This window comes from Lentzea jiangxiensis, from assembly GCF_900104175.1.
GTDB classification, from domain to species: domain Bacteria; phylum Actinomycetota; class Actinomycetes; order Mycobacteriales; family Pseudonocardiaceae; genus Lentzea; species Lentzea jiangxiensis.
Genome location: NZ_FNIX01000002.1, coordinates 411,064 through 437,942, shown reverse-complemented (window position 1 = coordinate 437,942; position 26,879 = coordinate 411,064). Strand labels below are relative to the sequence as shown.

1 protein-coding gene is annotated in these 26,879 nt (G+C 72.0%); it reads right to left on the bottom strand.

Going from position 1 to position 26,879, the window contains the following annotated elements:
- Positions 1–8: 8 nt before the first annotated feature.
- Positions 9–26,579, bottom strand: coding sequence for a non-ribosomal peptide synthase/polyketide synthase (locus tag BLQ91_RS09600; RefSeq protein WP_143022574.1), 26,571 nt, complete (start codon positions 26,577–26,579; stop codon positions 9–11).
- Positions 26,580–26,879 lie beyond the last annotated feature (300 nt).

Here is a 26,879-nt window from a genome sequence, read left to right as displayed (position 1 = left end):
TGCCGGGATCAGCCTCCCATCTGCTCGAGCACGGCGGCGAGAGCAGCCTGGTCGATGTTGGCCAGCGGGAAGTCGGACGGCGTGACACCGCCGGCTCCCGATCGGCAGTGCTCCACGAGCTCGCGCAGAACGGTCATGTAACGCGCGGCGAGCCGTTCAACCGTCGCCGCCCGGTGCACATTGGTGCTGAAATACCACTCGACGAGCAAACGGCCGTCCGAGGTCTGCTCGGCTTCGATCTGCAGGAGGTGCGAGCGGCTTCCCCCTTCGTTCTCGGTGGGCCCGCAGAGAACGGACGGCAGTTCTTTCCGGATCAACCCGACCGCGTCGTCGCCCGCCGCGTCGAACGCGCCGAGGTAGTTGAACAACACCGGCCGCGCGGGTGCGTCGGCCAGTCGTTCGTCGCGTTCGAGATAACGCAGGACGCCGTAGCCGACGCCGCGGCGCGGAACGGCGCGCAGCTGCTCCTTGACCCCCTTGATCAGCTCGCCGCTGTCGCCGAGACGCGGGTGCCGCAGGCGCACCGGGAAGATCGACGTGAACCAGCCGACCGTGCGGGACAGGTCGACACCGTCGGCGATTGCCTCACGGCCGTGGCTCTCGAGGTCGATCGTGACGTCGCCGACGCCCGCCCACTCCCCCAGCGTTCGCAGCAGTGCCGCGAGCAGCAGGTCGTTGATCTGCGTGCGGTACGCCTTGTGCGCCTCGCCGAGCAGCAGTTCGGTGGACTTCGCGTCGAGCCACGTCCGGACGGTGTCGGCGGACGCCTCGGTGTTGGCACCCCGGCCGTCGACGGGGACGGCGGTGACCCGTTCGGTCTGCGCGGCCCAGTGGTCGCGTTCGGCCGAGGGGTCGTCGGCGTGCAGCACCTCGGCCCACTGCCGGAACGAGGTCGTCTTGGGCGCCAAGGCCTCCGGCCCCGCCTCGTAGGCGGTGTCGAGGTCCTCCAGCAGGACGTTCCACGCCACGCCGTCCATGACGAAGTGGTGCGCGGTGAGACCGAGCCAGGCCGGTTCGTCGCCGCGGTCGAAGTAGGTCGCGGCGAGGAGCGGACCGGTCGCGAGGCGCAACGACGTCTGAGCCTCGGTCATGTGCGCGATGACCTCGTCTTCGGTCCGTGCGGTGACAACGCGCAGGACGTCCGTGAGCTCACCGTCGTTGTCCTGCACCCAGGTGTCGCCTTCCTGGCGGAACCGGATGCGCAACGCGTCGTGGTGCGCCACAACGGCGTCGAGCGCCCTCGCGAGCCTCTCCTTCTCCGTGCCGGTCGCGAGCTCGAAGACGCCCGACCAGTTCCAGTGGTCGCGGTCCGGGACGTCCTCCTCGACGAACCAGTGCTGGATCGGCGTGAGCGGGACGGGTCCGGTCACAACGCCCTGCTCGGCCAGCGTCGCCGTCGGGGTGTCGCGGACGATCGGCGCCAGCTCGGCGATGGTCTGGTGGGCGAACACGTCCGCCACGTCCACGCCGAGGCCCGCCGCCCTCGTCCTGGCGACGATCTGCAGGCTCAGGATCGAGTCGCCGCCCAGCTCGAAGAAGTTGTCGTGCACACCGACGCGTTCGAGGCCGAGCACCTGTGCCCACACGGCCGCCAGGGTGTCCTCGACGGACGTCCGGGGCGCCTCGAAGACCTCCGCGGTCGTCTCCGGCTCGGGGTCCGGCAATCCGCGCCGGTCCACCTTGCCGTGGGGCGTGAGCGGCACCTCGTCGAGGGCCACGAACACCGAGGGCACCAGGTGGTCCGGCACCCGTTCACGCAGCCACGACCGCAGTTCCTTCGAGTCGCACCCGCCTTCCGCTACGACGTAGGCCACCAGGCGCTTGCCGCCGTGCGGACCGCCGTCCCGTGCCACCACAACGACATCACGCACGCCGGGGTGGTCGCCGAGGACGACCTCGACCTCACCGGGTTCGACCCGGTAGCCGCGGATCTTCACCTGTTCGTCGAAGCGGCCGAGGAACTCGATCGTGCCGTCCGCACGCCACTTCGCCCGGTCGCCGGTGCGGTACAACCGGCCTCCGGAGCCGCCGAACACGTCCGGCACGAACCGCTCCGCGGTCAGGTCCGGGCGGCCCACATAGCCCCGCGCCACACCGGGACCGCCGACGAGCAGCTCACCGGGAACACCGGCCGGGGCCGGGCGCAGCGCGTCGTCGACGATGACGGCGCGGACGCCGGCGAGCGGCGTCCCGATGGGCACGACGGCCTGCGGGTGGTCGTCGGTGACCGGGTGGAAGATCGAGTCGATCGCCGCCTCGGTCACACCGAACACGTTGCCCGGCACCGCGTTCGGCGCCACCTCGGCCACGGCGGTGGTGAGCGCGTCGTGCGTCCACATGTCCGTGCCCGAGATGACGAGCCGCAACGACTCGATCGGACCCGCCTCCCGGCAGTGAGCCGCCAGGTCGCGCAGGAGCATGCCCGGCACGATCTCAGCGATCGCCACGCGGTCATCGGAAAGCGTGCTGTGCAACGACTCCACCGACACGTGCTCGTTGTGCGGCAGGAACACCACGGTCTGCCCGAACGCCAACGCACGGGTCATATCACCGATCGACACGTCAAAGCCAGGCCCGGACATCGAGAGGACCGGACCCGGTCCACCCAGCCGAGCGAGCTCGTCCCGCCAGCCCGCGACATACGACGACAACGCCCGGTGCGTCACCGCCACACCCTTCGGACGCCCGGTCGAGCCGGACGTGTAAGCGACGTACGCCACCGCGTCCGGGTCGATCCGCACCGGCAGGTCGCCGACCGTGCCGTCCAGCACCAGGACTTCGCCGCCGAACCCGGACAGCTCACCGGCGAGGTCCTCGGTGGTGACCGCCGCGACCACCCCGGCGTCGGCGAGCAGGAACGCGAGACGTTCCCGCGGCAGACCGGGGTTGACCGGCACGTACACGCCACCGGAGCGCAGCACGCCCTGGAACGCGACGGCGAGGTCGAGCCCCCGCGGCACGAGCACCGCCACCGGGGACTCCACCGTCACGCCCGCCCGCCGCAGCCGTGCGCCGAGACCGGCGGACCGCGCGTCCAGCTCGGCGAACGTCAGCCGCTCGTCGCCGCACTTCACGGCCACGGCACCGGTGCGCGCCCAGCTGTGGACCAGTTCGGGCACTGGCGGTTCGGCGGCCGGTGCCGTGGTCGTGCCCCGTGCCAGGAGTTCCGCGGCCTGCTCCGGGCGCTGCAACGGCAGGTCCGCCACGGCCAGCTCCGGCTCGTGGGCGACGGCGGTGAGGACGACGACCAACTGGTCGAGAACGCGCTCGACGGTCGTGGCGTCGAACGCGGCCGTGGAGAACTCGGCCTCGATCTTGAGCGTGTCCTCCAGGTCGACCGCGAACGTGAGCGGGTAGTTGCCCTGCTCGACGGACTCGACGGCGTCGGCCCACTCCTCGTCGGCGTCGGCGGGTGCCTCCTCCTGCGGGTAGTTGCCGAACACCACGATGCTGTCGAACAACGCGCGGCCGTGCGGAACAGCCGACCAGCGCTGGACGTCGACCAGCGGGGTGTGCTCGAACCGCTGGAGCCCGACCTGGTTGTCCCGCAACTCGTGCAGCCACGTCGCGAACGGCGTGCCGCGCGGGACCACCGCTCGCACGGGCAGCGTGTTGATGAACAACCCGACCATCGACTCCACGCCGGCCAGGTCGGCCGGACGACCCGAGACGGTCAGGCCGAACGCCACGTCGTCCTCGCCCGAACCGGCGGAGAGGACCTTGGCCCACGCCGCCTGCACGACCGTCGACAGCGTGACGCGTTCGCGCCGGGCCAGCTCGACGAGCCTCGTCGTGACGTGGTGGTCGAGGAGCGTGCGCCGGCGGTCCTGCGCGTAGTGGCTCGCGGCCAGGCGGTCCACCGGCAGTGCGGTGGGTGCCTCGAAGCCGTCGAGGTAGGTGCGCCAGAACGCTTCGGTGTCCGCGGGGTCGCGCTGGTCGAGCCAGGCGATGTAGTCCCGGTACGGCCGGGCGGGCGGCAGTGGCTGCCGCCGGTAGGCCGCCGACACCTCGTCCATGACGACGGGCAGGCTCCACCCGTCGCACAGGCCCTGGTAGAGGCCCCAGACCAGCCAGTTCCGCCCGTTGCCGCGGTCGACGAGGTACAGGCGCGTGAGCGGCGGCCGGGCCAGGTCGAAGCCGAGCGCGCGGTCGTCCGCCAGCAGTTCCCGCAGCTCCTCCTGCTGCGCGGCGTCGTCGAGCGCGGACCAGTCGTGGACCGCCACCGGCACCTCGACGTCGCCGAGCACGATCTGCACCGGTTCGCTGACGCCCTCCCACAGGAACCCGCTGCGCAGGGCGGCATGCCTCGCGATCACCTCCCGCCAGGCGGCGGTGAGCCGGTCGGCGTCGATCGGACCGGCGAGCTCGTAGACGCCTTGGCCCCAGTAGAGGCCGTCGCCCTCGTCCGGAGCGCCGACGACGCCGAACAGCATCCCGGACTGCACGGGCGCCAGCCGGTAGACGTCCACAAGGGACGGATGGTCCCCGGCCAGCCCGTCGACCTCGGCCTGGGTGAGCGGTGCCAGCGGGAAGTCCGACGGTGTGAAGCCGGTGGCCGTGCGGCAGTGCTCGACCAGCGCCCGCAACGCCTCGACGTAGCGGGCCGCGACCCGTTCGACCGTCGCGGTGTCGTGGACACCTGTCGAGTGGAACCACTCGATGGACAGGCGTCCTTCGGCGGTCTGCTGCACCTCGAGCTGCAGCAGGTGCGACCGCGTGCCGCCCCCGGCCTCGCTCGGACCCGCCAGGTCGGCGTCCAGCTCCCGCCGGATCAGACCGGCCGGGTCATCGGCGCCGTCGTGCGCACCGAGGTAGTTGAACAGCACCGGACGGTCCGGCGCCTCGGCGAACTCGTCGCGGAGCCAGCGCAGCACGCCGTAGCCGACGCCCCGGCGCGGCACCGCGCGGAGTTCCTCCTTGACCGCCTTGATCGCCGCCGCCGGGTCGTTCCCGCTGCTGAGTCGCACCGGGAAGATCGACGTGAACCAGCCGACCGTGCGCGACAGGTCAGCGCCCTCGCGACCGTGGCTCTCCAGGTCGATCGTCACGTGGTCGCTGCCGGCCCACTCGCCGAGCACCTGGGCCAAAGCCGCGAGCAGGAGGTCCTGGCTCTGCGTGCGGTACGCCTTGTGCGCGTCGCCCAGCAGGGCCGCGGTCGTGCCCGCGTCCAGCCAGGACTGCACGACCGCCTCGGACGCGTCGTCGTTCGGGCCGTCGCCGTCCGCCGGCAGCGCGACCACGTCCGCGGTCGCCGTGGCCCAGTGGTCCCGTTCGCCGCTCGCGTCGTCGTCCTGCAGCCGCACCGCCCACTGCTGGAACGACGTGGTCTTCGGCGCGAGCGATCCGCCGTTGTAGACCGTGTCGAGGTCCTCCAGCAGGATGTTCCACGAGACGCCGTCCATCACCAGGTGGTGCACGGTCAAACCGAGCCACGCCGGTTCGTCACCGCGGTCGAAGTACACGGCCGCGAGGAGCGGGCCATCGGCCAGCCGCAACGACTTCTGCGCTTCGCTCATGTGCTCGACGACCGAGTCGCCGCCCGCCACGCGCAGGAGCTCGCCGTTCTCGACCGGTGCGTTGACCTGGCTCTCCGGCGTGAACCGGATCCGCAGGGCGTCGTGGTGCGCGACGACGGCGTCCAGCGCCAGCCCGAGGCGGACCGGATCCGTCCCGGGAGCCAGCTCGAACATGCCGGACCAGTTCCAGTGGTCCCGGTTCGGCAGGTCCTGCGCCAGGAACCACCGCTGGATCGGCGTGAACGGCACCGGACCCGTCACCACGCCCTGCTCGGCGAGCGTCGCCGCCGGGGCGTCCCGCACCACCGGTGCCAGCTCGGCCACCGACTGGTGGGCGAACACGTCCGCCACGTCGATGCCGAGTCCGGCGGCGCGCGCCCTGGCGACGATCTGCAGGCTCAGGATCGAGTCGCCGCCCAGCTCGAAGAAGTTGTCGTGCACGCCGACGCGCTCCACGCCGAGCACGACGCTCCACACCGCCGCGAGGGTCTCCTCGACCGCGGTCCTGGGTGCTACGAACACCTCCCCGGCCATCTCCGGCTCCGGGTCGGGCAGCCCGCGCCGGTCGACCTTGCCGTTCGGGGTGAGCGGAAGTCGTTCCAGGGCAACGAACACCGACGGCACGAGGTAGTCCGGTACGCGCTCACGCAGCCAGTCTCTCAAGGCCTTCGAGCTGAACTCGCCCTCCGGAACAACGTAGGCGACCAGGCGCTTGCCTCCGTGCGGACCACCATCCCGTGCCACCACAACGACATCACGCACGCCGGGATGGTCACCGAGGACAACCTCGACCTCACCCGGCTCCACCCGGTAGCCCCGGATCTTCACCTGCTCGTCGACGCGGCCGAGGAACTCGATCGTCCCGTCGGCCCGCCAGCGCGCCCGGTCACCGGTGCGGTAGAGCCGTCCGCCGGAGCCGGTGACCACGTCCGGCACGAACCGCTCCGCGGTCAGGTCCGGGCGACCGACATAGCCCTGGGCCACACCGGCACCGCCGACCAGCAGCTCACCCGGAACACCGACCGGCGCGGGCCGCAGGGACCCGTCGACGACGAACGCCTGCGCGCCGGCCAGCGGCGTGCCGATCGGCACCACCGACGCCGGGTGGTCCTCGGTGACCGGGTGGAAGATCGAGTCGATCGCCGCCTCGGTGACACCGAACACGTTGCCCGGCACCGCGTTCGGCGCCACCTCGGCCACAGCGGACGTCAACGCGTCATGCGTCCACATGTCCGTACCCGAGATCACCAACCGCAACGACTCCACCGGCCCCGCGACCCGGCAGTGAGCCGCCAGATCGCGCAGCAACATGCCCGGCACGATCTCCGCGATGGCCACCTCGTGCGTGCGGAGCGTGTGGTGCAACGACTCCACCGACACGTGCTCGTCGTGCGGCAGGAACACCACGGTCTGCCCGAACGCCAGCGCGCGGGTCATATCACCGATCGACACGTCGAAACCAGGCCCGGACATCGAGAGGACCGGACCCGGCCCACCCAGCCCAGCGAGCCCGTCCCGCCAGCCCGCCACGTACGACGACAACGCCCGGTGCGTCACCGCCACACCCTTCGGACGCCCGGTCGAGCCGGACGTGTAGGCGACGTACGCCAGTGCGGCGGGGTCGATGGAAACCGGCTCGAAGTCGTGCACCGGCGCGGTTTCGCCCAGCACCAGCACCTCGGCGAGCCCGGTCAGCTCCCCGGCCAGAGCCGACGTCGTGACCGCGATCCGCGCACCGGCGTCCTCCAGGAGGAACGCGAGACGGTCGGCGGGCAGACCGGGGTTGATCGGCACGTACACGCCACCGGAGCGCAGCACGCCCTGGAACGCCACCGCCAGGTCAAGCCCACGCGGCACCAGCACGGCCACCGGAGTCTCCACCGTGACGCCCGCCTGCTGAAGGCGTGCCGCGAGCGCATCTGCCCTTGCGACGAGCCCTGCGAACGACAGCTTCTCGTCTCCGCAGATCACCGCGACCTCGGAGGAGTCCTGCCCCGCGACCAGGTCCGGCACCGGCAGCTCGACAGCCGGTGCGGGCGTGCTGCCCCACTCGACGATCTCGGCTGCCTGGACCGGCCGGTGCAGCGGGACGTCCCCGACGCGCAGGTCCGGCCGGTGTGCCACCTCGGTCAGCACCACCGCGATCTGGTCGAGCACGCGCTCGACGGTCGTGGCGTCGAACGCGGCCGTGGAAAACTCGGCCTCGATCTTGAGCGTCGTCTCCAGGTCGACCGCGAACGTCAGCGGGTAGTTGCCCTGTTCCACCGACTCGGTGGCCTGCAGCCAGTCCTCGCCGAGGTCTTCCGGCAGCTCCTCCTGCGGGTAGTTGCCGAACACCACGATGCTGTCGAACAACGCGCGGCCGTGCGGAACAGCCGACCAGCGCTGGACATCGACCAACGGCGTCCATTCGAACCGTTGCACCGCGACCTGGTTGTCCCGCAGCTCGTGCAGCCACGAGCTGAACGGCACGTCCGTCGGCACCACGGCCCGGACCGGCAGCGTGTTGATGAACAACCCGACCATCGACTCGACACCGGCCAGATCGGCCGGACGACCGGACACGGTCAGGCCGAACACCACGTCGTCCTCACCGGAGGTGTCCGCGAGGACCTTGGCCCACGCGGCCTGCACGACCGTCGACAACGTGACGCGCTCCCGCCGCGCCAGGCCGACCAGCCTGGCGGTGACGTCGTCGTCGAGGTGCGTGCGCCGGCGGTCCTGCGCGTGGTGGCTCGCGGCCAGCCGGTCCGCGGGCACCGGCGTGGGTGCCTCGAAGCCGTCGAGGTAGGTGCGCCAGAACGTTTCCGGTTCGGCCGGGTCACGTCCGTCGAGCCACGCGATGAAGTCCCGGTACGGCCGGGTCGGTGCGAGGGCACCGCCCTGGTAGGCGGCGGACACCTCGTCCAGGACGACCGGCAGGCTCCACCCGTCGCACAAGCCCTGGTACAGCGCCCAGACCAGCCAGTTCCGCCCGTTGCCGCGGTCGACGACGTAGAGGCGCATCAACGGCGGCCGTGCCAGGTCGAACCCGCGCTCGCGGTCCTGCTCCAGCAGTTGCTCCAGCCGCACCCGCTGCACGGCCTCGTCGAACGACGACCAGTCGTGAGCCTCGAAAGGCACGTCGACCTCGTTCAGCACGACCTGCACCGGTTCGCTGACGCCCTCCCAGACGAACCCGCTGCGCAGGGACGGGTGCCGCGCGACCACCGCGCGCCACGCCGCCGCGAACCGGTCGAGGTCGATCGGGCCGGCCAGGTCGTAGACGCTCTGACCCCAGTAGAGGCCGTCGACCGGCGACCCGACGACACCGAACAGCATGCCCGACTGCACCGGCGCCAACCGGTACACGTCCGCCAGCGGATACCGCGCCGCCAGCCCGTCGACCTCGGCCTGCGTCAACGAGGCCAGCGGGAAGTCCGACGGCGTGAACCCGGTGGCCGTGCGGCAGTGTTCGACCAGCGCCCGCAGCGCCTCGACGTAGCGGTCCGCGATCCGTTCGACGGTGGCGGTGTCGTGGCGGTTGGTGGAGTGGAACCACTCGATCGACAACCGGCCGTCCGCGGTCTGCTGCACCTCGAGCTGCAGCAGGTGCGACCGCGTGCCGCCCCCGGCCTCGCTCGGACCCGCGAGGTCGGCGGGAAGTTCGCGCCGGATCAGCCCGTCCGAGTCGGCACCGTCGTACGCGCCGAGGTAGTTGAACAGCACCGGGCGATCCGGCGCCTCCGCCAGCTCGTTCCGCAGCCAGCGCAGCACGCCGTAACCCACACCCCGGCGCGGGACGGCCCGCAGCTCCTCCTTGACCGCCTTGATCACCGCACCGGGATCGCCGCCGCCGCTCAGGCGGATCGGGAAGATCGACGTGAACCAGCCGACCGTGCGCGACAGGTCCGCGCCCTCACGGCCGTGGCTCTCCAGGTCGATCGTCACGTGGTCACTGCCGGCCCACTCCCCCAGGGTCTGGAACAGCGCGGTCAGCAGCAGGTCGTGGCCCTGCGTGCGGTACGCCCTGTGCGCGTCGCCCAGCAGGATCGCGGTCGTGTCCGCGTCCAGCCAGGACTGCACGACCGCCTCGGACGCGTCGTCGTTCGGGCCGTCGCCGTCCGCCGGGAGCTCGACGACGTCGGCGGTCGTGGCAACCCAATGGTCCCGTTCGCCTTCCGCCTCGTCGTCCTGCAGCCGCACCGCCCACTGCTGGAACGACGTGGTCTTCGGCGCGAGCTCCCGGCCCGCGTAGGCCGCGTCGAGGTCTTCCAGCAGGATGTTCCACGACACCCCGTCCATCACCAGGTGGTGCACGGTCAGACCGAGCCACGCCGGTTCGTCGCCACGGTCGAAGTACACAGCCGCGAGAAGCGGACCATCGGCCAGCCGCAACGACTTCTGCGCCTCGGTCATCCGCTCGACCACGGACTCACCGTCGACCACCCGCAGGAACCCGCCGTCGCCCACGGGAGCGTTGACCTGGCTCTCCGGCGTGAACCGGATCCTCAGTGCGTCGTGGTGCGCGATCAGGGCGTCGAGCGCCAGCCCGAGGCGGACCGGGTCCGTGCCGGGGGCGAGTTCGAACATGCCGGACCAGTTCCAGTGGTCGCGGTTCGGCAGGTCCTGCGCCAGGAACCACCGCTGGATCGGCGTGAACGGCACCGCGCCCGTCACCACGCCCTGCTCGGCCGACGTCACCGCAACGGTGTCGCGCACGGCGAGCGCGAGTTCCGCGATCGTCTGGTGGGTGAACACGTCCGCGACGTCGATCCCCAGGCCAGCCGCCCGGACGCGCGACACGATCTGCAGGCTCAGGATCGAGTCGCCGCCCAGCTCGAAGAAGTTGTCGTGCACACCGACCCGGTCCGCACCGAGCACCTGCGACCAGACGGCCGCCAGCGCTTCCTCGGCGGTGGTCCGGGGCGCGACGTACGCCTCCCCGGTCGTCTCGGGCTCCGGGTCGGGCAGACCGCGCCGGTCGACCTTGCCGTTCGGCGTCAGCGGAAGCCGTTCCAGCGCAACGAACACCGACGGCACCAGGTAGTCCGGCACGCGCTCACGCAGCCAGTCCCTCAAGGCCTTCGAGCTGAACTCGCCCTCCGAGACCACGTAAGCGACCAGGCGCTTGCCACCGTGCGGACCACCATCCCGCGCCACCACAACGACATCACGCACATCAGGGTGGTCACCGAGGACAACCTCGACCTCACCGGGTTCGACCCGGTACCCGCGGATCTTCACCTGCTCGTCCACGCGGCCGAGGAACTCGATCGTGCCGTCCGCACGCCACTTCGCCCGGTCGCCGGTGCGGTACAACCGGCTGCCCGACCCGCCGAACAGATCGGGCACGAACCGCTCAGCGGTCAGATCGGGCCGGCCCACGTACCCCTGGGCCACACCGGCACCGCCGACCAGCAGCTCGCCCGGAACACCGACCGGCGCGGGCCGCAGGGACCCGTCGACGACGAACGCCTGCGCGCCCGCCAGCGGCCTGCCGATCGGCACCACAGCAGCAGGATGGTCCTCGGACACGGCGTGGAAGATCGAGTCGATCGCCGCCTCGGTCACACCGAAGACGTTGCCCGGCACCGCGTTCGGCGCCACCTCGGCCACCGCGGAAGTCAACGCGTCATGCGTCCACATGTCCGTACCCGAGATCACCAACCGCAGTGACTCGACGGGACCGGCAGTCCGGCAGTGCGCGGCCAGATCGCGCAACAGCATGCCCGGCACGATCTCCGCGACCTCGACCTGATGGTCCACCAACGTCCGATGCAGCGACTCGACCGATACGTGCTCGTCGTGCGGCAGGAACACCACGGTCTGCCCGAACGCCAACGCACGGGTCATATCACCGATCGACACGTCGAAACCCGGACCCGACATCGACAACACCGTGCCCGGACCACCCAGAGCAGCCAGACCATCACGCCAACCGGCCACATAGGACGACAACGCCCGGTGCGTCACCGCCACACCCTTCGGACGACCGGTCGAACCCGAGGTGTAGGCGATGTACGCCAACGCCGACGGGTCGACCGGCGGAAGCGGTTCATCGACGGTGGCGGGCAGGTCCGGCGACAGCACCTCACCGGTGAACCCGGCCGGCGGCGACGTCGCCACCGCGGCCACCACACCGGCGTCGGCCAGCAGGAACTCCACGCGTTCGTCGGGGAGTCCGAGGTTGACCGGCACGTACACGCCACCGGAGCGCAGCACGCCCTGGAACGCCACCGCCAGATCAAGCCCCCGCGGCACCAGCACGGCCACCGGCGCTCCCGCGGTCACACCGGCACGGCGCAGCCCGGCGGCGAGAGCATCGGCGCGCGCGTTCAGCTCGGCGAACGTCAGCCGCTCGTCGCCGCAGACCACGGCGACCTCGGACGAGGTCCGCGCGGCGATCAGCTCCGGCACCGGCGGTTCGGCGGCCGGCACCGGCGTGGCACCCCACGCCACCAGCTCCGCCGCCTGCTCCGGCCGCTGCACCGGCACGTCGCGCACCGCCAGCCCGGGGCGCTCGGCGACCGCGGTCAGCACGACCGCGAGCTGGTCGAGGATCCGTTCCACGGTGATGGCGTCGAACGCCGCCGTCGAGAACTCCGCCTCGACGCGCAGCGTGCGGTCCAGGTCGACGGCGAAGGTGAGCGGGTAGTTGCCCTGCTCCACCGAGTCCGCGGCCCGCAGCCCGTCCAGGTCCTCCGGCAGCTCCTCCTGCGGGTAGTTGCCGAACACGACGATCGAGTCGAACAGCGCGCGGCCGTGCGGGACAGCCGACCACCGCTGCACGTCGACCAGCGGCGTGCACTCGAACCGTTGCAGCGCGACCTGGTCGTCCTGCAACACCGGGAGCCACGCCGCGAACGAGGTGTCCGCCGGCACGGTCGCCCGGACCGGCAGGGTGTTGATGAACAACCCGACCATCGACTCGACACCGGCCAGATCAGCCGGACGACCCGAGACCGTCAGGCCGAACACCACGTCGTCGTCGCCCGAGCAGGCCGACAGCAGCAACGCCCACGCGGCCTGCACGACCGTCGACAACGTCACGCGCTGGCGGCGGGCCAGCTCGACCAGCCGACCCGTGACCGCCTCGTCCAGGTGCATGCGACGGCGGTCCTGGTCGTGGTGGCCGGTCGCGAGCCGGTCGGCCGGAAGTGCCGTCGGTGCCTCGAAACCGCTCAGGTACCTGCGCCAGAACCCCTCCGACTCAGCGGAGTCACGCCGGTCGAGCCACGCGATGAAGTCCCGGTAGGACCGCACCGGCTCCAGCGGACGCCCCTGGTAGAGCGCCGACACCTCGTCCATGACGACCGGCAGGCTCCACCCGTCGCACAGGCCTTGGTACAGGCCCCACACCAGCCACAACCGGCCTTCACCGCGGTCCACCAGGTACAGGCGCGTCAACGGCGGCACGGCGAGGTCGAAGCCCAGCGCGCGGTCCTCGTCGAGCAGCTCCCGCAAGCGTTCCTGCTGGGCGGCGTCGTCGAGGCCGGACCAGTCGCGTTGCTCCAGCGGCACCTCGACGTCCGGCAGAACGACCTGGACGGGTTCGCTGACGCCCTCCCACACGAAGACGCTGCGCAGCGCGGCGTGCCGGGAGATCACCGAACGCCAGGCCCGGGCGAGGCGCCCGGCGTCGAGCGGACCGGTCAGGTCGTAGACGCCCTGACCCCAGTACAGGCCGTCCACGGGAGAACCCGCGACACCGAACAGCATGCCGGACTGCACCGGCGCCAACCGGTGCACGTCGACCAGCGGATAACGCTCGGCGAGCCCGTCGACCTCGGCCTGCGTCAGCGACGCCAGCGGGAAGTCCGACGGCGTGAAGCCGCCGGCGGAACGGCAATGCGCGACCAGCGCACGCAGGGCCTCGACATAGCGCGCGGCGACGCGTTCGACGGTGGCGCCGTCGTGCAGGTTGTGGCTGAAGTGCCACTCCACCCGCAGGCGTCCGTCGGCGTCCTGCTGGGCCTCGACCTGCAGGACGTGCGACCGCGTTCCCCCGAGGCCCTCGCTCGGGCCGGCCAGTTCGGCGGGGAGCTCCCGGCGGACCAGGCCGACGGAGTCGACGGCGTCGAAGGCGCCGAGGTAGTTGAACAGCAGCGGCCGGTCCGGCGCACCGGTCAGGTCTCCCTGCAACCAGCGCAACGCGCCGTAGCCGACGCCACGGCGCGGAATCGCCCGCAGCTCCTCCTTGACGGCCTTGATCGCCGCCGCCGGGTCGCTCTCGTGCGTGAGGCGCACCGGGAAGATCGACGTGAAGTACCCGACCGTGCGGGACAGGTCGACGCCGTCGGCCACCGCCTCACGGCCGTGGCTCTCGAGGTCCACCGTGACGTGACCGGTGCCGGTCCACTCCCCCAGCGCCTGGGCGAGAGCGGCGAGCAGCAGGTCGTTGCCCTGCGTGCGGTACGCGCGGTGGGCGTCGCCGAGCAGGGCGGCGGTGCTGTCCGCGTCCAGCCACGACCGGACGACGCCGGCCGAGGTCTCGTCGTTGGGCCCGTGGTGGTCCTGCGGCAGGTCCACGACGTCGGCGGTCTGGGCGAGCCAGGTCTCCCGCTCGTCCCGCGCGTCCAGCTCCCCCAGCACCTCGGCCCACTGCCGGAACGACGTGGTCTTCGGCGCGAGCTCCCGGCCCGCGTAAGCCGCGTCGAGGTCCTCCAGCAGGATGTTCCACGACACCCCGTCCATCACCAAGTGGTGCACGGCCAAACCAAGCCACGCCGGCTCGTCGCCACGGTCGAAGTACACAGCCGCGAGAAGCGGACCATCGGCCAGCCGCAACGACTTCTGCGCCTCGGTCATCCGCTCGACCACGGACTCACCGTCAACGACCCGGAGGAGCCCGCCGTCGCCCACGGGAGCGTTGACCTGGCTCTCCGGCGTGAACCGGATCCTCAGTGCGTCGTGGTGCGCGACCACGGCGTCCAGCGCCAGCCCGAGCCGGACCGGATCGGTGCCCGGCGCCAGCTCGAACATCCCCGACCAGTTCCAGTGGTCCCGGTCCGGAACGTCCTGCGCCAGAAACCACCGCTGGATCGGCGTCAGCGGCACGGGACCGGTGACGACGCCCTGCTCGGCCAGCGTGACCGCGGGAGTGTCGCGGACGACGCCCGCCAGCGCGGCGATGGTCTGGTGGGCGAACACGTCCGCCACCTCGACACCCAGACCCGCCGCCCGCACGCGCGCCACGATCTGCAGGCTCAGGATCGAGTCCCCGCCCAGCTCGAAGAAGTTGTCGTGCACACCGACGCGCTCGACCCCGAGCACACCGCTCCACACCGCCGCGAGCGATTCCTCGACGGCCGTCCGGGGCGCGACATACGCCTCCCCGGTCGCCTCGGGCTCCGGTTCGGGCAGACCGCGCCGATCGACCTTGCCGTTGGGCGTGAGCGGAAGCCGTTCCAGCGCAACGAACACCGACGGCACCAGGTAGTCCGGCACACGCTCGCGCAGCCAGTCGCGCCACGCCTTCGAGCTGAACTCACCCTCCGAGACCACGTAGGCGACCAGGCGCTTGCCACCGTGCGGACCACCATCCCGCGCCACCACAACAACATCACGCACATCAGGGTGGTCACCGAGGACAACCTCGACCTCACCGGGTTCGACCCGGTACCCGCGGATCTTCACCTGCTCGTCCACGCGGCCCAGGAACTCGATCGTCCCGTCCGCACGCCACTTCGCCCGGTCGCCCGTGCGGTAGAGCCGCCCGCCGGCCTCACCGAACAGATCCGGGACGAACCGGACCGACGTCAGGTCGGGGCGCCCCAGGTACCCCCGCGCCACACCGGCACCGCCGACCAGCAGCTCACCGGGAACGCCCACGGGCACCGGCCGCAGCGCGGAGTCCACGACGACGGCACGAGCACCGGCCAGCGGCGTGCCGATCGGCACCACAGCAGCAGGATGATCTTCCGCTACGGCGTGGAAGATCGAGTCGATCGCCGCCTCGGTCACACCGAACACGTTGCCCGGCACCGCATTCGGCGCCACCTCGGCCACCGCGGAAGTCAACGCGTCATGCGTCCACATGTCCGTACCCGAGATCACCAACCGCAACGACTCGACGGGACCGGCAGTCCGGCAGTACGCGGCCAGATCGCGCAACAGCATGCCCGGCACGATCTCGGCGATCTCGATCCGGTGCTCCACCAACGTGGCGTGCAACGACTCCACCGACACGTGCTCATCGTGGGGCAGGAACACCACGGTCTGCCCGAACGCCAACGCACGAGTCATATCACCGATCGACACGTCAAAACCCGGACCCGACATCGACAACACCGTGCCCGGACCGTCCAAGGAGCGCAGACCATCACGCCAACCGGCCACATAGGACGACAACGCCGCATGCGTCACCGCCACACCCTTGGGACGACCGGTCGAACCCGAGGTGTAGGCGATGTACGCCAACGCCGACGGGTCGACCGGCGGAAGCGGTTCAGCCGGCGCCGTCGAGTCGTCCACGAGCAGCACCGCACCCGCGAAGCCGTCCAGCGGCGAAGTCGTGACCACGGCGACCGCACCGGAGTCCGCCAGCAGGAACGCCAGGCGTTCGGCGGGCAGACCGGGGTTGATCGGCACGTACACGCCACCGGAGCGCAGCACGCCCTGGAACGCCACCGCCAGATCAAGCCCCCGCGGCACCAGCACGGCCACCGGCGACTCCGCGGTCACCCCGGCGCGCCGAAGCCGTGCAGCCAACGCATCCGCCCGAGCGTCCAGCTCGGCGAACGTCAGGCTCTCCTCACCGCACACCACGGCCACGGCGCCGGAGCCGGCCCAGCCGCGGACCAGCTCGGGCACCGGCGGTTCGGCGGCGGGAACCGGCGTCTCGCCCCACGCCACGAGCTGCGCGGCCTGTTCCGGACGCTGCAACGGCACCTCGGCGACCACCAGCCCGGGTCGCCGCGCCACGGCGGTCAGCACGACCACCAGCTGGTCGAGGATCCGCTCGACCGTGAGGGCGTCGAAAGCGGCCGTCGAGAACTCGGCCTCGATCCGGAGGCGGCGCTCCAGGTCGACCGCGAACGTGAGCGGGTAGTTGCCCTGCTCCACCGAGTCGACGGTGGCGTAGCCGCCGGAGATCGCCTCCGGGTCGTCGGGGAGCTCCTGGTGCGGGTAGTTGCCGAAGACCACGATGCTGTCGAACAACGCCCGGCCACCCGGGACGGCCGACCACCGCTGCACGTCGACCAGCGGCGTGTACTCGAACCGCTGCACCGCGACCTGGTTGTCCTGCAACTCGCGCAGCCACGACGTGAACGGCACGTCCGCGGGCACGGTGGTCCGCACCGGCAGGGTGTTGATGAACAACCCGACCATGGACTCCACGCCGGCGAGGTCACCGGGGCGGCCCGAGACGGTGAGGCCGAACAGCACGTCGTCCTCGCCGCAGGACGCCGACAGCACCTTCGCCCACGCCGCCTGCACGACCGTGGACAGCGTCACGCGCTCGCGGCGGGCCAGCTCCACCAGCCTGGCCGTGACGTCCTCGTCGAGCGCGGTCCTGCGGCGGTCCTGGGCGTAGTGGTGCGTCGCCAGCCGGTCGACCGGCAACGGCGTCGGCGCCTCGAACCCGTCGAGCGCCCGGCGCCAGAACTCCTCGGACTCGTCGGGGTCGCGCCGGTCCAGCCACGCGATGAACTCGCGGTAGGACCGTGCCGGGGCAAGGGTTTCACCGTCGTACGCGGCGAACACCTCGTCCAGGACGACCGGCAGGCTCCACCCGTCGCACAGACCCTGGTACAGCCCCCAGACGAGCCACAACCGGCCCTCGCCGCGGTCCACCAGGTACAGGCGCGTCAACGGCGGCACGGCGAGGTCGAAACCCAGCGCGCGGTCCTCCGCCAGCAACTCCCGCAACCGCGCCTGCTGGGTGGCCCCGTCGAGGCCGGACCAGTCGCGTTCCGCGAGCGGGACGTCGACCTCCGCCAGGACGACCTGCACCGGCTCGCTGACGCCCTCCCAGACGAACCCGCTGCGCAGCGCGGCGTGCCGGGAGACCACCTCGCGCCACGCCCGCGCCAGCCGTTCGGCGTCGACCGGGCCGGCGAGGTCGTAGACGCCCTGGCCCCAGTAGAGGCCGTCGACCGGCGACCCGACGACACCGAACAGCATGCCCGACTGCACCGGCGCCAACCGGTACACGTCCGCCAGCGGATACCGCGCCGCCAGCCCGTCGACCTCGGCCTGCGTCAACGACGCCAGCGGGAAGTCCGACGGCGTGCAGCCGGAGACGCCCGACCGGCAGTGCTCCACCAGTGCGCGCAACGCCGCCACGTACCGGTCCGCGACGCGCTCGACGGTCTCGGTGCGGTGCAGGTTCGTGCTGTGCAGCCACTCGATGCGCAGCCGGCCGTCGTCCTCGCGCACGACCTCGAGCTGCAGCGGGTAGGCCCGCGTCCCGCCCGGTGCCTCCATCGGCCCGGCGAGGTCGGCGGGGAGCTCACGGCGGAGCAGACCCGCCGGGTCGACGGCGTCGAACGCGCCGAGGTAGTTGAACAGCACCGGGCGGTCCGGCGCACCGGCGAACTCGCCGTGCAGCCACCGCAGGGCGCCGTAGCCGACACCGCGGCGCGGCACCGATCGCAGGGACTCCTTGACAGCCTTGACCGTCCCGCCGAGGTCCTCCCGACGGCTCAGCCGCACCGGGAAGATCGACGTGAACCAGCCGACCGTCCGCGAGAGGTCGAGGTCTTCGCGGCCGTGGCTCTCCAGGTCGACCGTGACGTGGTCACTCCCGGTCCACTCCCCCAGCACGTCGGCCAGAGCGGCGAGGAGCAGGTCGTTGGCCTGCGTCCGGTAGGCCTTGTGGGCCTCGCCGAACAGGGCGGAGGTGGTGGAGGCGTCGAGCCACGTGCGCACCACGGCGCCGGACTCCCCGGTGTTCGGGCCGTCGCCGTCGAGCGGCGGTGCGACCACGTCCGAGGTCGCGGCGGCCCAGTGGTCCCGTTCGCCGCCGGCGTCCAGCTCCAGGACGTGTCCTGCCCACTGCCGGAACGAGACCGTCTTGGGTCCCAACGCCTCCGAGCGGTACGCGGTGTCGAGGTCCTCCAGCAGGACGTTCCACGACACGCCGTCCATCACCAGGTGGTGCACGGTCAGACCGAGCCACGCCGGTTCGCCGCCGCGGTCGAAGAAGACAGCCGCGAGCAGCGGGCCATCGGCCAGCCGCAACGACTTCTGGGCCACCGTCATCTCGGCGACCACGTCCGAGTCGCCCTCGACGACCCGCAGGAGGTCCGCGGCCTCGATCCCGGCGTTGTGCTGGCCGTCGGCGGAGAACCGCAGGCGCAGGGCGTCGTGGTGGGTGAGCAGGACGTCGAACGCCTGCCGCAGCCGTTCCGGATCGGTGCCGGGCGCCAGCTCGAACATCCCGGACCAGTTCCAGTGGTCCCGGTCCGGAACGTCCTGCGCCAGGAACCAGTGCTGGATCGGCGTCAGCGGCACGGGACCGGTGACGACGCCCTGCTCGGCCACCGAGACCTCGGGGGCCTCGCGCACCGCGAGGGCCAGCTCGGCGATCGTCTGGTGGGCGAACACGTCCGCCACGTCGACGCCCAGCTCCGCCGCGCGCACGCGGGCGACGATCTGCAGGCTCAGGATCGAGTCGCCGCCCAGCTCGAAGAAGTTGTCGTGCACACCGACGCGCTCGACGCCGAGCACACCGCTCCACACGGCGGCCAGGGTCTCCTCGACGGCGTTGCGGGGAGCCACGTAGGTCTCGGTGGCCGCCTCGGGCTCCGGCTCCGGCAACCCGCGCCGGTCGACCTTGCCGTTGGGCGTGAGCGGAAGCCGTTCCAGCGCAACGAACACCGACGGCACCAGGTAGTCCGGCACACGCTCGCGCAGCCACGACCGCAACGCGGAACCGGTGACCTCGGCGTCCTCGGCGACCACGTACGCCACGAGGCGTTTGCCGCCATGCGGGCCACCATCCCGTGCCACCACAACGACATCACGCACGTCCGGGTGATCACCGATCACGACCTCGACCTCACCGGGCTCCACCCGGTACCCGCGGATCTTCACCTGCTCGTCCACCCGGCCGAGGAACTCCAGCACGCCGTCCGCACGCCACCGGGCCCGATCTCCCGTGCGGTACAGGCGTCCACCGGAACCGCCGAACACGTCCGGCACGAACCGCGTCGCCGTCAGGTCCGCGCGGCCGACGTAGCCCTGAGCGACACCGGCACCACCGACCAGCAGCTCACCCGGCACCCCCACCGGCACCGGCCGCAGCGCGCCGTCCACGACGAACGCCCGCGCGCCGGCCAGCGGCGTGCCGATCGGCACCACCGACGCCGGGTGGTCCTCGGTGACCGGGTGGAAGATCGAGTCGATCGCGGCCTCGGTCACGCCGAACACGTTGCCCGCCAGGGCGTTCGGCGCCACGTCGGCGACCGCGCTGGTGAGCGCGTCGTGCGTCCACATGTCGGTGCCGGAGATGACCAGGCGCAGCGACTTGACCGGTCCCGCCTCGCGGCAGTGCGCGGCCAGGTCGCGCAGCAGCATGCCGGGCACGATCTCCGCGACCTCGACCTCGTGGTCCACCAACGTCCGGTGCAACGACTCCACGGTCACGTGCTCGTCGTGGGGCAGGAAGACCACCGTGCGGCCGAACGCCAGCGCGCGCGTCATGTCGCCGATCGACACGTCGAAACCGGGGCCGGACATGGACAGCACCGTGCCCGGACCGCCCAGCTCGACGAGTCCTCGCCGCCATCCAGCGACGTAGGACGACAACGCGGCGTGCGTCACGGCCACGCCCTTGGGACGTCCGGTCGAGCCGGACGTGTAAGCGATGTACGCGAGCGAGTGCGGGTCGATGGGCACCGGCAGGGCGCCGAACCCCTGGGCCTCGTCGTCGATCAGCAGCACCTCGGCGAGCCCGGCCACCTCGCCCGCGAACGACGAGGTCGTCACCACGACCGACGCGCCGGCATCGGCCAGCAGGAATGCCAGTCGCTCGGCGGGAAGTCCGGGGTTGACCGGCACGTACACGCCACCGGCGCGCAGCACGCCCTGGAACGCCACGGCGAGGTCGACCCCGCGCGGCACCAGCACGGCGACGCGCGATCCGACGGTGACGCCGGTCTGCTGGAGCCGCCCGGCCAGCGCTTCCGCCCGGAAGCCCAGCTCGGCGAACGTCAGCCGCTCGTCGCCGCAGATCACGGCGACCTCGGGGGAGATCCGCGCCCAGTCGTCGACCAGGTCGGGCACCGGCCGCTCGGTGGCGGGCTCGGGGGTCTCGCCCCACGCCACCAGCACCGCCGCCTGCTCCGGGCGTTGCAGCGGCACGTCCCGGACCAGCAGGTCCGGCCGCTCGGCCACCGCGGTCAGCACGACCGCGATCTGGTCGAGGACCCGGTCCACGGTGGCGGCGTCGAACGCGGCGGTGGAGAACTCGGCCTCGACCTGGAGGGTCTCGCCCAGGTCGACCGCGAACGTGAGCGGGTAGTTGCCCTGCTCCACCGAGTCGAGCAGCGGCGACAGCTCGAAACCGGCGACGCGCGTCCGGCCGCCGGGGTAGTTGCGCAGCACGACGATGCTGTCGAACAGCGCGCGGCCGCCGGGCACCGACGACCAGCGCTGCGCGTCGACCAGCGGCGTGTACTCGAACCGCTGCACCGCGACCTGGTTGTCCCGCAGGTCGCGCAGCCACGACGTGAACGGCACGTCCGCGGGCACGGTGGTCCGCACCGGCAGCGTGTTGATGAACAGCCCCACGGTCGACTCGACCCCGGCCAGCTCCGGCGGGCGGCCCGACACGGTCAGGCCGAACACGACGTCGTCCTCGCCCGAGGCCGCCGACAGCACCTTGGCCCACGCCGCCTGCACCACCGCGGACAGCGTCACGCGCTCGCGACGCGCCAGGTCGACGATCTTCGCCGTCACGTCCGGGGTCAGCGCGGTCCCGCGCCGGTCCTGGGCGTAGTGGTGCGCCGCCAGCCGGTCGACCGGCAACGGCGTCGGCGCCTCGAAACCGTCCAGGTAGGACCGCCAGAAGCGCTCCGGCTCGGCGGGGTCGCGCCGGTCGAGCCACGCGATGAACTCGCGGTAGGACCTCACCGGGGCGAGGGTCGTGCCCTCGTAGGCGGCGCACACCTCGTCCACCACGACGGGCAGGCTCCACCCGTCGCACAGGCCCTGGTACAGCCCCCACACCAGCCAGTACCGCCCGTGACCCCGGTCGACGAGGTACAGGCGCGTCAGCGGTGGCGCCGCCGGGTCGAAGCCCAGCGCGCGGTCCTGCGCCAGCAGCTCGCGCAGCCGCGCGTCCTGGACGTCACCATCCACATCGGACCAGTCGCGGAGCTGGAGCGGGACGTCGACGGCCTCCAGCACGACCTGCACCGGTTCGCCGACGCCCTCCCACACGAACGCGCTGCGCAGCGCGGCCTGCCGGGAGATCACCTCCTGCCAGGCGCGAGCGAGGCGGTCCGCGTCGACGGTGCCGGTGAGCTCGTAGATCCCCTGGCCCCAGTAGAGCCCGTCGCCCTCGGCCGGTGCGCCCGCGACACCGAACAGCATGCCGGACTGCACCGGCGCCAGCCGGTACACGTCGGCCAGGCCCGGGAAGCGGGCGGCGAGCCGGTCGACCTCGTCCTGCGCCAGCGAGGCCAGCGGGAAGTCCGACGGCGTGAGCCCCGCGGCTCCCGACCGGCAGTGCTCGACGAGCGCCTCCAGCTCACGCCGGTAGGTCTCGGCCAGCCGCGCGACAGTCGCGGCCTCGTGCAGTTCGGCGCTGTAGTGCCACTCGACCTGCAACTGCCCGTCAGCGGTGCGGGTCACCTCGAGGTTCAGCACGTGCGACCGGGTGCCGCGGCCGGACGTCGCCGCACCCCGCAGCGCCACCGGCAGCTCACGGCGGAGCAGGTCTCCCGTGCCCGCGACGGATCCGAGGTAGTTGAACAGCACCGGTCGATCCGGCGCGTCGGACAGTTCGCCGTGCAGCCACCGCAGAGCGCCGTAGCCGACACCGCGGCGGGGCACGGCGCGCAGCTGTTCCTTGACGGCCTTCACCGTGGCGCCGAGGTCCTCGTGCCGGCTCAGCCGCACCGGGAAGATCGACGTGAACCAGCCGACCGTGCGGGACAGGTCGACGCCGTCCGCGATCGCCTCGCGGCCGTGGCTCTCCAGGTCGATGGTCAGCGAATCGGTGCCGGCCCACGGGCCCAGCGTGCGCACCAGTGCCGCCAGCAGCAGGTCGATGCCCTGCGTCCGGTACGCCTTGTGCGCGTCACCCAGCAACGCGGCGGTCGTCGTGGCGTCCAGCAGCGTCGTGTGGATCCGGGACGAACGTTCGTCGTTCGGTCCTCCACCGTCGACCGGCAGCGCGACGACGCCGGAGGTCGCGGCGGCCCAGTGGTCCCGCTCGGCGGCGGCGTCGAAGGTCCGGAGCAGCTCCGCCCACTGCCGGAACGAGGTCGTCTTGGCGGGCAACGCCTCCGAGCGGTACGCGGTGCCGAGGTCCTCCAGCAGGACGTTCCACGACACCCCGTCCATCACCAGGTGGTGCGCGACCAGCCCGAGCCACGAGGGCTCATCCTCGCGGTCGAAGAAGACGGCCGCGAGGAGCGGACCGTCGGTCAGCCGCAACGACTTCTGCGCCGCCGTCATCTCCTCGGCCACCGCCGAGTCGCCTGCCACGACCTTCAGCAGGTCCGCGGCTTCGATCCCGGCGTTGTGCTGGCCCTCGGGCGAGAACCGCAGGCGCAGGGCGTCGTGGTGCGCGACCAGGGTGTCGAGGGCTTCGGCCAGTCGTCCGGGATCGGTCCCCGGCGCCAGCTCGAACACGCCCGACCAGTTCCAGTGGTCCCGGTCGCCGATGTCCTGAGCGGTGAACCAGTGCTGGATCGGCGTCAGCGGCACGGGACCGGTGACCACGCCCTGCTCCGCGAGCGTCACGGCGGGGGCGTCGCGCACGACGGCCGCCAGCCCGGCGACGGTCTGGTGGGACAGCACGTCGGCCACGTCCACGCCCAGACCGGCGGCACGGGCGCGTGCCACGATCTGCAGGCTCAGGATCGAGTCCCCGCCCAGCTCGAAGAAGTTGTCGTGCACACCGACGCGCTCGACACCGAGCACCTGTGCCCACACCGCCGCCAGAGTGTCCTCCGCAGACGATCGCGGCGCTTCGTAGGCCCCGGTCGCCTCCGGCTCGGGGTCGGGCAGGCCGCGGCGGTCGACCTTGCCGTTCGGCGTCAGCGGAAGCCGGTCGAGCGCCACGAACACCGACGGCACCAGGTAGTCCGGCACCCGTTCCCGCAGCCACGACCGCAACTCCTGACCGCTGGCGCCCGCGTCCTCGGCGACGACGTAGGCCACCAGGCGCTTACCGCCGTGCGGGCCACCATCCCGCGCCACCACAACGACATCACGCACGCTGGGGTGATCGCCGAGGACGACCTCGACCTCACCGGGCTCGACGCGATAGCCGCGGATCTTCACCTGCTCGTCCACCCGGCCCAGGAACTCCAGTACCCCGTCCGCACGCCACTTCGCCCGGTCACCCGTGCGGTAGAGACGTCCACCGGCAGCGCCGAACACGTCGGGCAGGAACCGCTCGGCGGTCAGGTCCGGGCGACCCACGTAGCCCTGGGCCACGCCGGCACCGCCGACCAGCAGCTCACCCTCGACGCCCACGGGCACCGGTCGCAGCAGGCCGTCCACCACGAAGACGTCGACACCGGCCAGCGGCACGCCGATCGGGACGACCTCACCCTCGTGCTCCGGCCGTGCCACCACCGGGTGGAAGATCGAGTCGATCGCGGCCTCGGTGACGCCGAAGACGTTGCCCGGCACCGCGTTCGGCGCCACGGCCTCGACCGCCGCCGTCAACGCGTCGTAGGTCCACATGTCAGTGCCCGAGATGACCAGGCGCAGCGACTCGACCGGTCCCGCCTCACGGCAGTGCGCGGCCAGGTCGCGCAGCAGCATGCCGGGCACGATCTCCGCGACCTCGACCTCGTGGTCCACCAACGTCCGGTGCAACGACTCCACGGTCACGTGCTCGTCGTGCGGCAGGAACACCAGCGTCCGCCCGAACGCCAGCGCGCGCGTCATGTCGCCGATCGACACGTCGAAACCCGGACCGGACATCGACAGCACCGTGCCCGCACCGCCCAGCGGTTCAAGCGCCTGCGTCCAGCCGGCGACGTACGACGACAACGCCCTGTGCGTCACCGCCACGCCCTTGGGACGTCCCGTCGATCCTGACGTGTAGGCGATGTAGGCCACCGCCTCCGGGTCGACGCCGACCGGCGGCGCGCTGCCGGCCGGAACGTGGTCGTCGAGCAGCAGCACGTCTCCGGCTGACCCGGTCAGCTCACCGGCCAGCGCCGACGTCGTGACCGCGGCCACCACGCCCGCGTCCGCCAGCAGGAACGCCAGTCGTTCCGCCGGAAGGCCTGGGTTGACCGGCACGTACACGCCGCCGGAGCGCAGCACGCCCTGGAACGCCACCGCCAGGTCGAGCCCACGGGGAACGAGCACGGCGACCGGGGAACCCACGGTCACCCCGGCCTGGCGCAGCCGGGCGGCGAGCGCGTCGGCCCGCTCCCCGAGCTCGCCGAAGGTGAGCCGTTCGTCGCCGCACACCACCGCCGTTGCTCCCGGACGCGTGCCGGCGTGGTCCGCCACGAGATCGGGAACGCAGGCCGCACCGGGCTGGGCGGCACCGGGCTGGGCGGCACCGGGCTGGGCGGCACCGGGCTGGGCGGCACCGGGCTGGGCGGCACCGGCTCCCCAGCTGCGGGTCCGCGCCAGGTCCACGGTGGAGGGTCTCGGTGCGCTGCCGGCCGGTCCACGCGCGAGCCGGTCGAGCACGCTGAGGAACCGTTCCTCGTGCAGCGCCAGCTCGGCCTCGGCGGCGACACCGTCCTCGACGTCGACGTCCAGCCACGCCCGGTCACCGCCGGACCAGCCGTAGGTCGTGACGGTCAGGTCGCGGATCGGGCCGACCGCCAGGTTCCGCGGTGTGCCGGCGTGCACGTCCGGGCCGAAGCTCAGCGGGCGGCTGAAGTCGACGACGTTGAACGCCGGGCCGAACCAGGCGCCACCGCCGGTCACGCCGAGCTTCCGGGCGAGGTCCTCACCCCGGTACCGCGACCTCGGGGCGTTCCCGGCCAGGCGTGCGGCGGTGGCGTCCGCCAGCTGCCGGATCGTGGTGCCCTCCGGCACGTGCAGTGCGAGAGGTGCGACGTTGGCCAGCAGTCCGGGAGTGGTGCGGGCCAGCGGACTGCGGCGCGCGGCCGTCGGCAGGCTGAACACGACGTCGTCGCGGCCGGTCAGTTCCCGTTGGTACGCCGCGAAAGCCGACACGAGGAAGTGCGGCACGCGCAGGCCGAGCTCCGCGCTGCGATCGCGGACGGCGTCGCGCAACGCCCCGTCGACCGCGACCGTGCGGCGCCGGGACGGTCGTCGCCGTTCCGGCCGGCGCTCGGTCTCGCGGTTCCGCACCGCCTCCGCCACCGACTCGAGCCAGTACCGCTCGTCGTCGGCCCGGTCGGCGGATCCCCGGTAGGCCTGGTCCTCCGCCACGACGTCGGCCCAGGAGCCGAACGAGCGCGGGCCGTCCCCGGCGCAGACCTCGGCGACGCGACGGGTGATCAGCGCGAACGAGAAGAGGTCGGTGATCAGGTGGTGCGCCCGGTGGTACCACCAGTTCTCGCCGTCGGCGACGCGCAGCAGCGCCCAGCGCCACAGCGGAGCCGTCCGGTGGTCGAGCGGCCGGCCGCTGTCGGCGCGCATCCACGCCCGCGCCGCCCCCGCGGGGTCGTCCTCACCGCGGAGGTCGACCACCGGCAGGACGTCGGCGGGCAGCTCGTCGGCGAAGGCCTGCCACGGCGACCCGTCGGCGTGTTCGCCGAAGAACAGCCGGTACGCCTCGGTTTCCTCCGCCACCACACGGGCGGCGGCCCGCAGGCGCTCCACGTCGAGAGGCCCGCGCAGCACCACGTACTGGGCGGGGTTGAACTCGGGGGTGTCCCCGAGCAGCTCCGCCGACAGCCACATGTCCACCTGCGCCGCGGTCAGCGAGTACCGATCCCCTGCCGCACGCCGCTCCACCAACTGAACCGCTCCCTCTCGAACCGTTGCCCCCCGGCACCTCACGGATGCGTTGGCGTGCGGCTGCCGGGAAGTACGAAACCGCTCCGCTACCAGGGAACGACCGCTCGAGTCGCAGATACAGCGAGTGAAGGAGCGCCGCGAAAGCGCAGGATCCAGCGACGCCGCAGCTACTCACGGTGAGCGCGAACGGCACGGCTGAACGCCGCGTGCAGGCTGTTGGGACCGTCGCCGTTGAGGCGGCGCACGAGGCCCCTGCACCTCGCTACCGCACGACGCCGATCACATGACCGGGAAGAC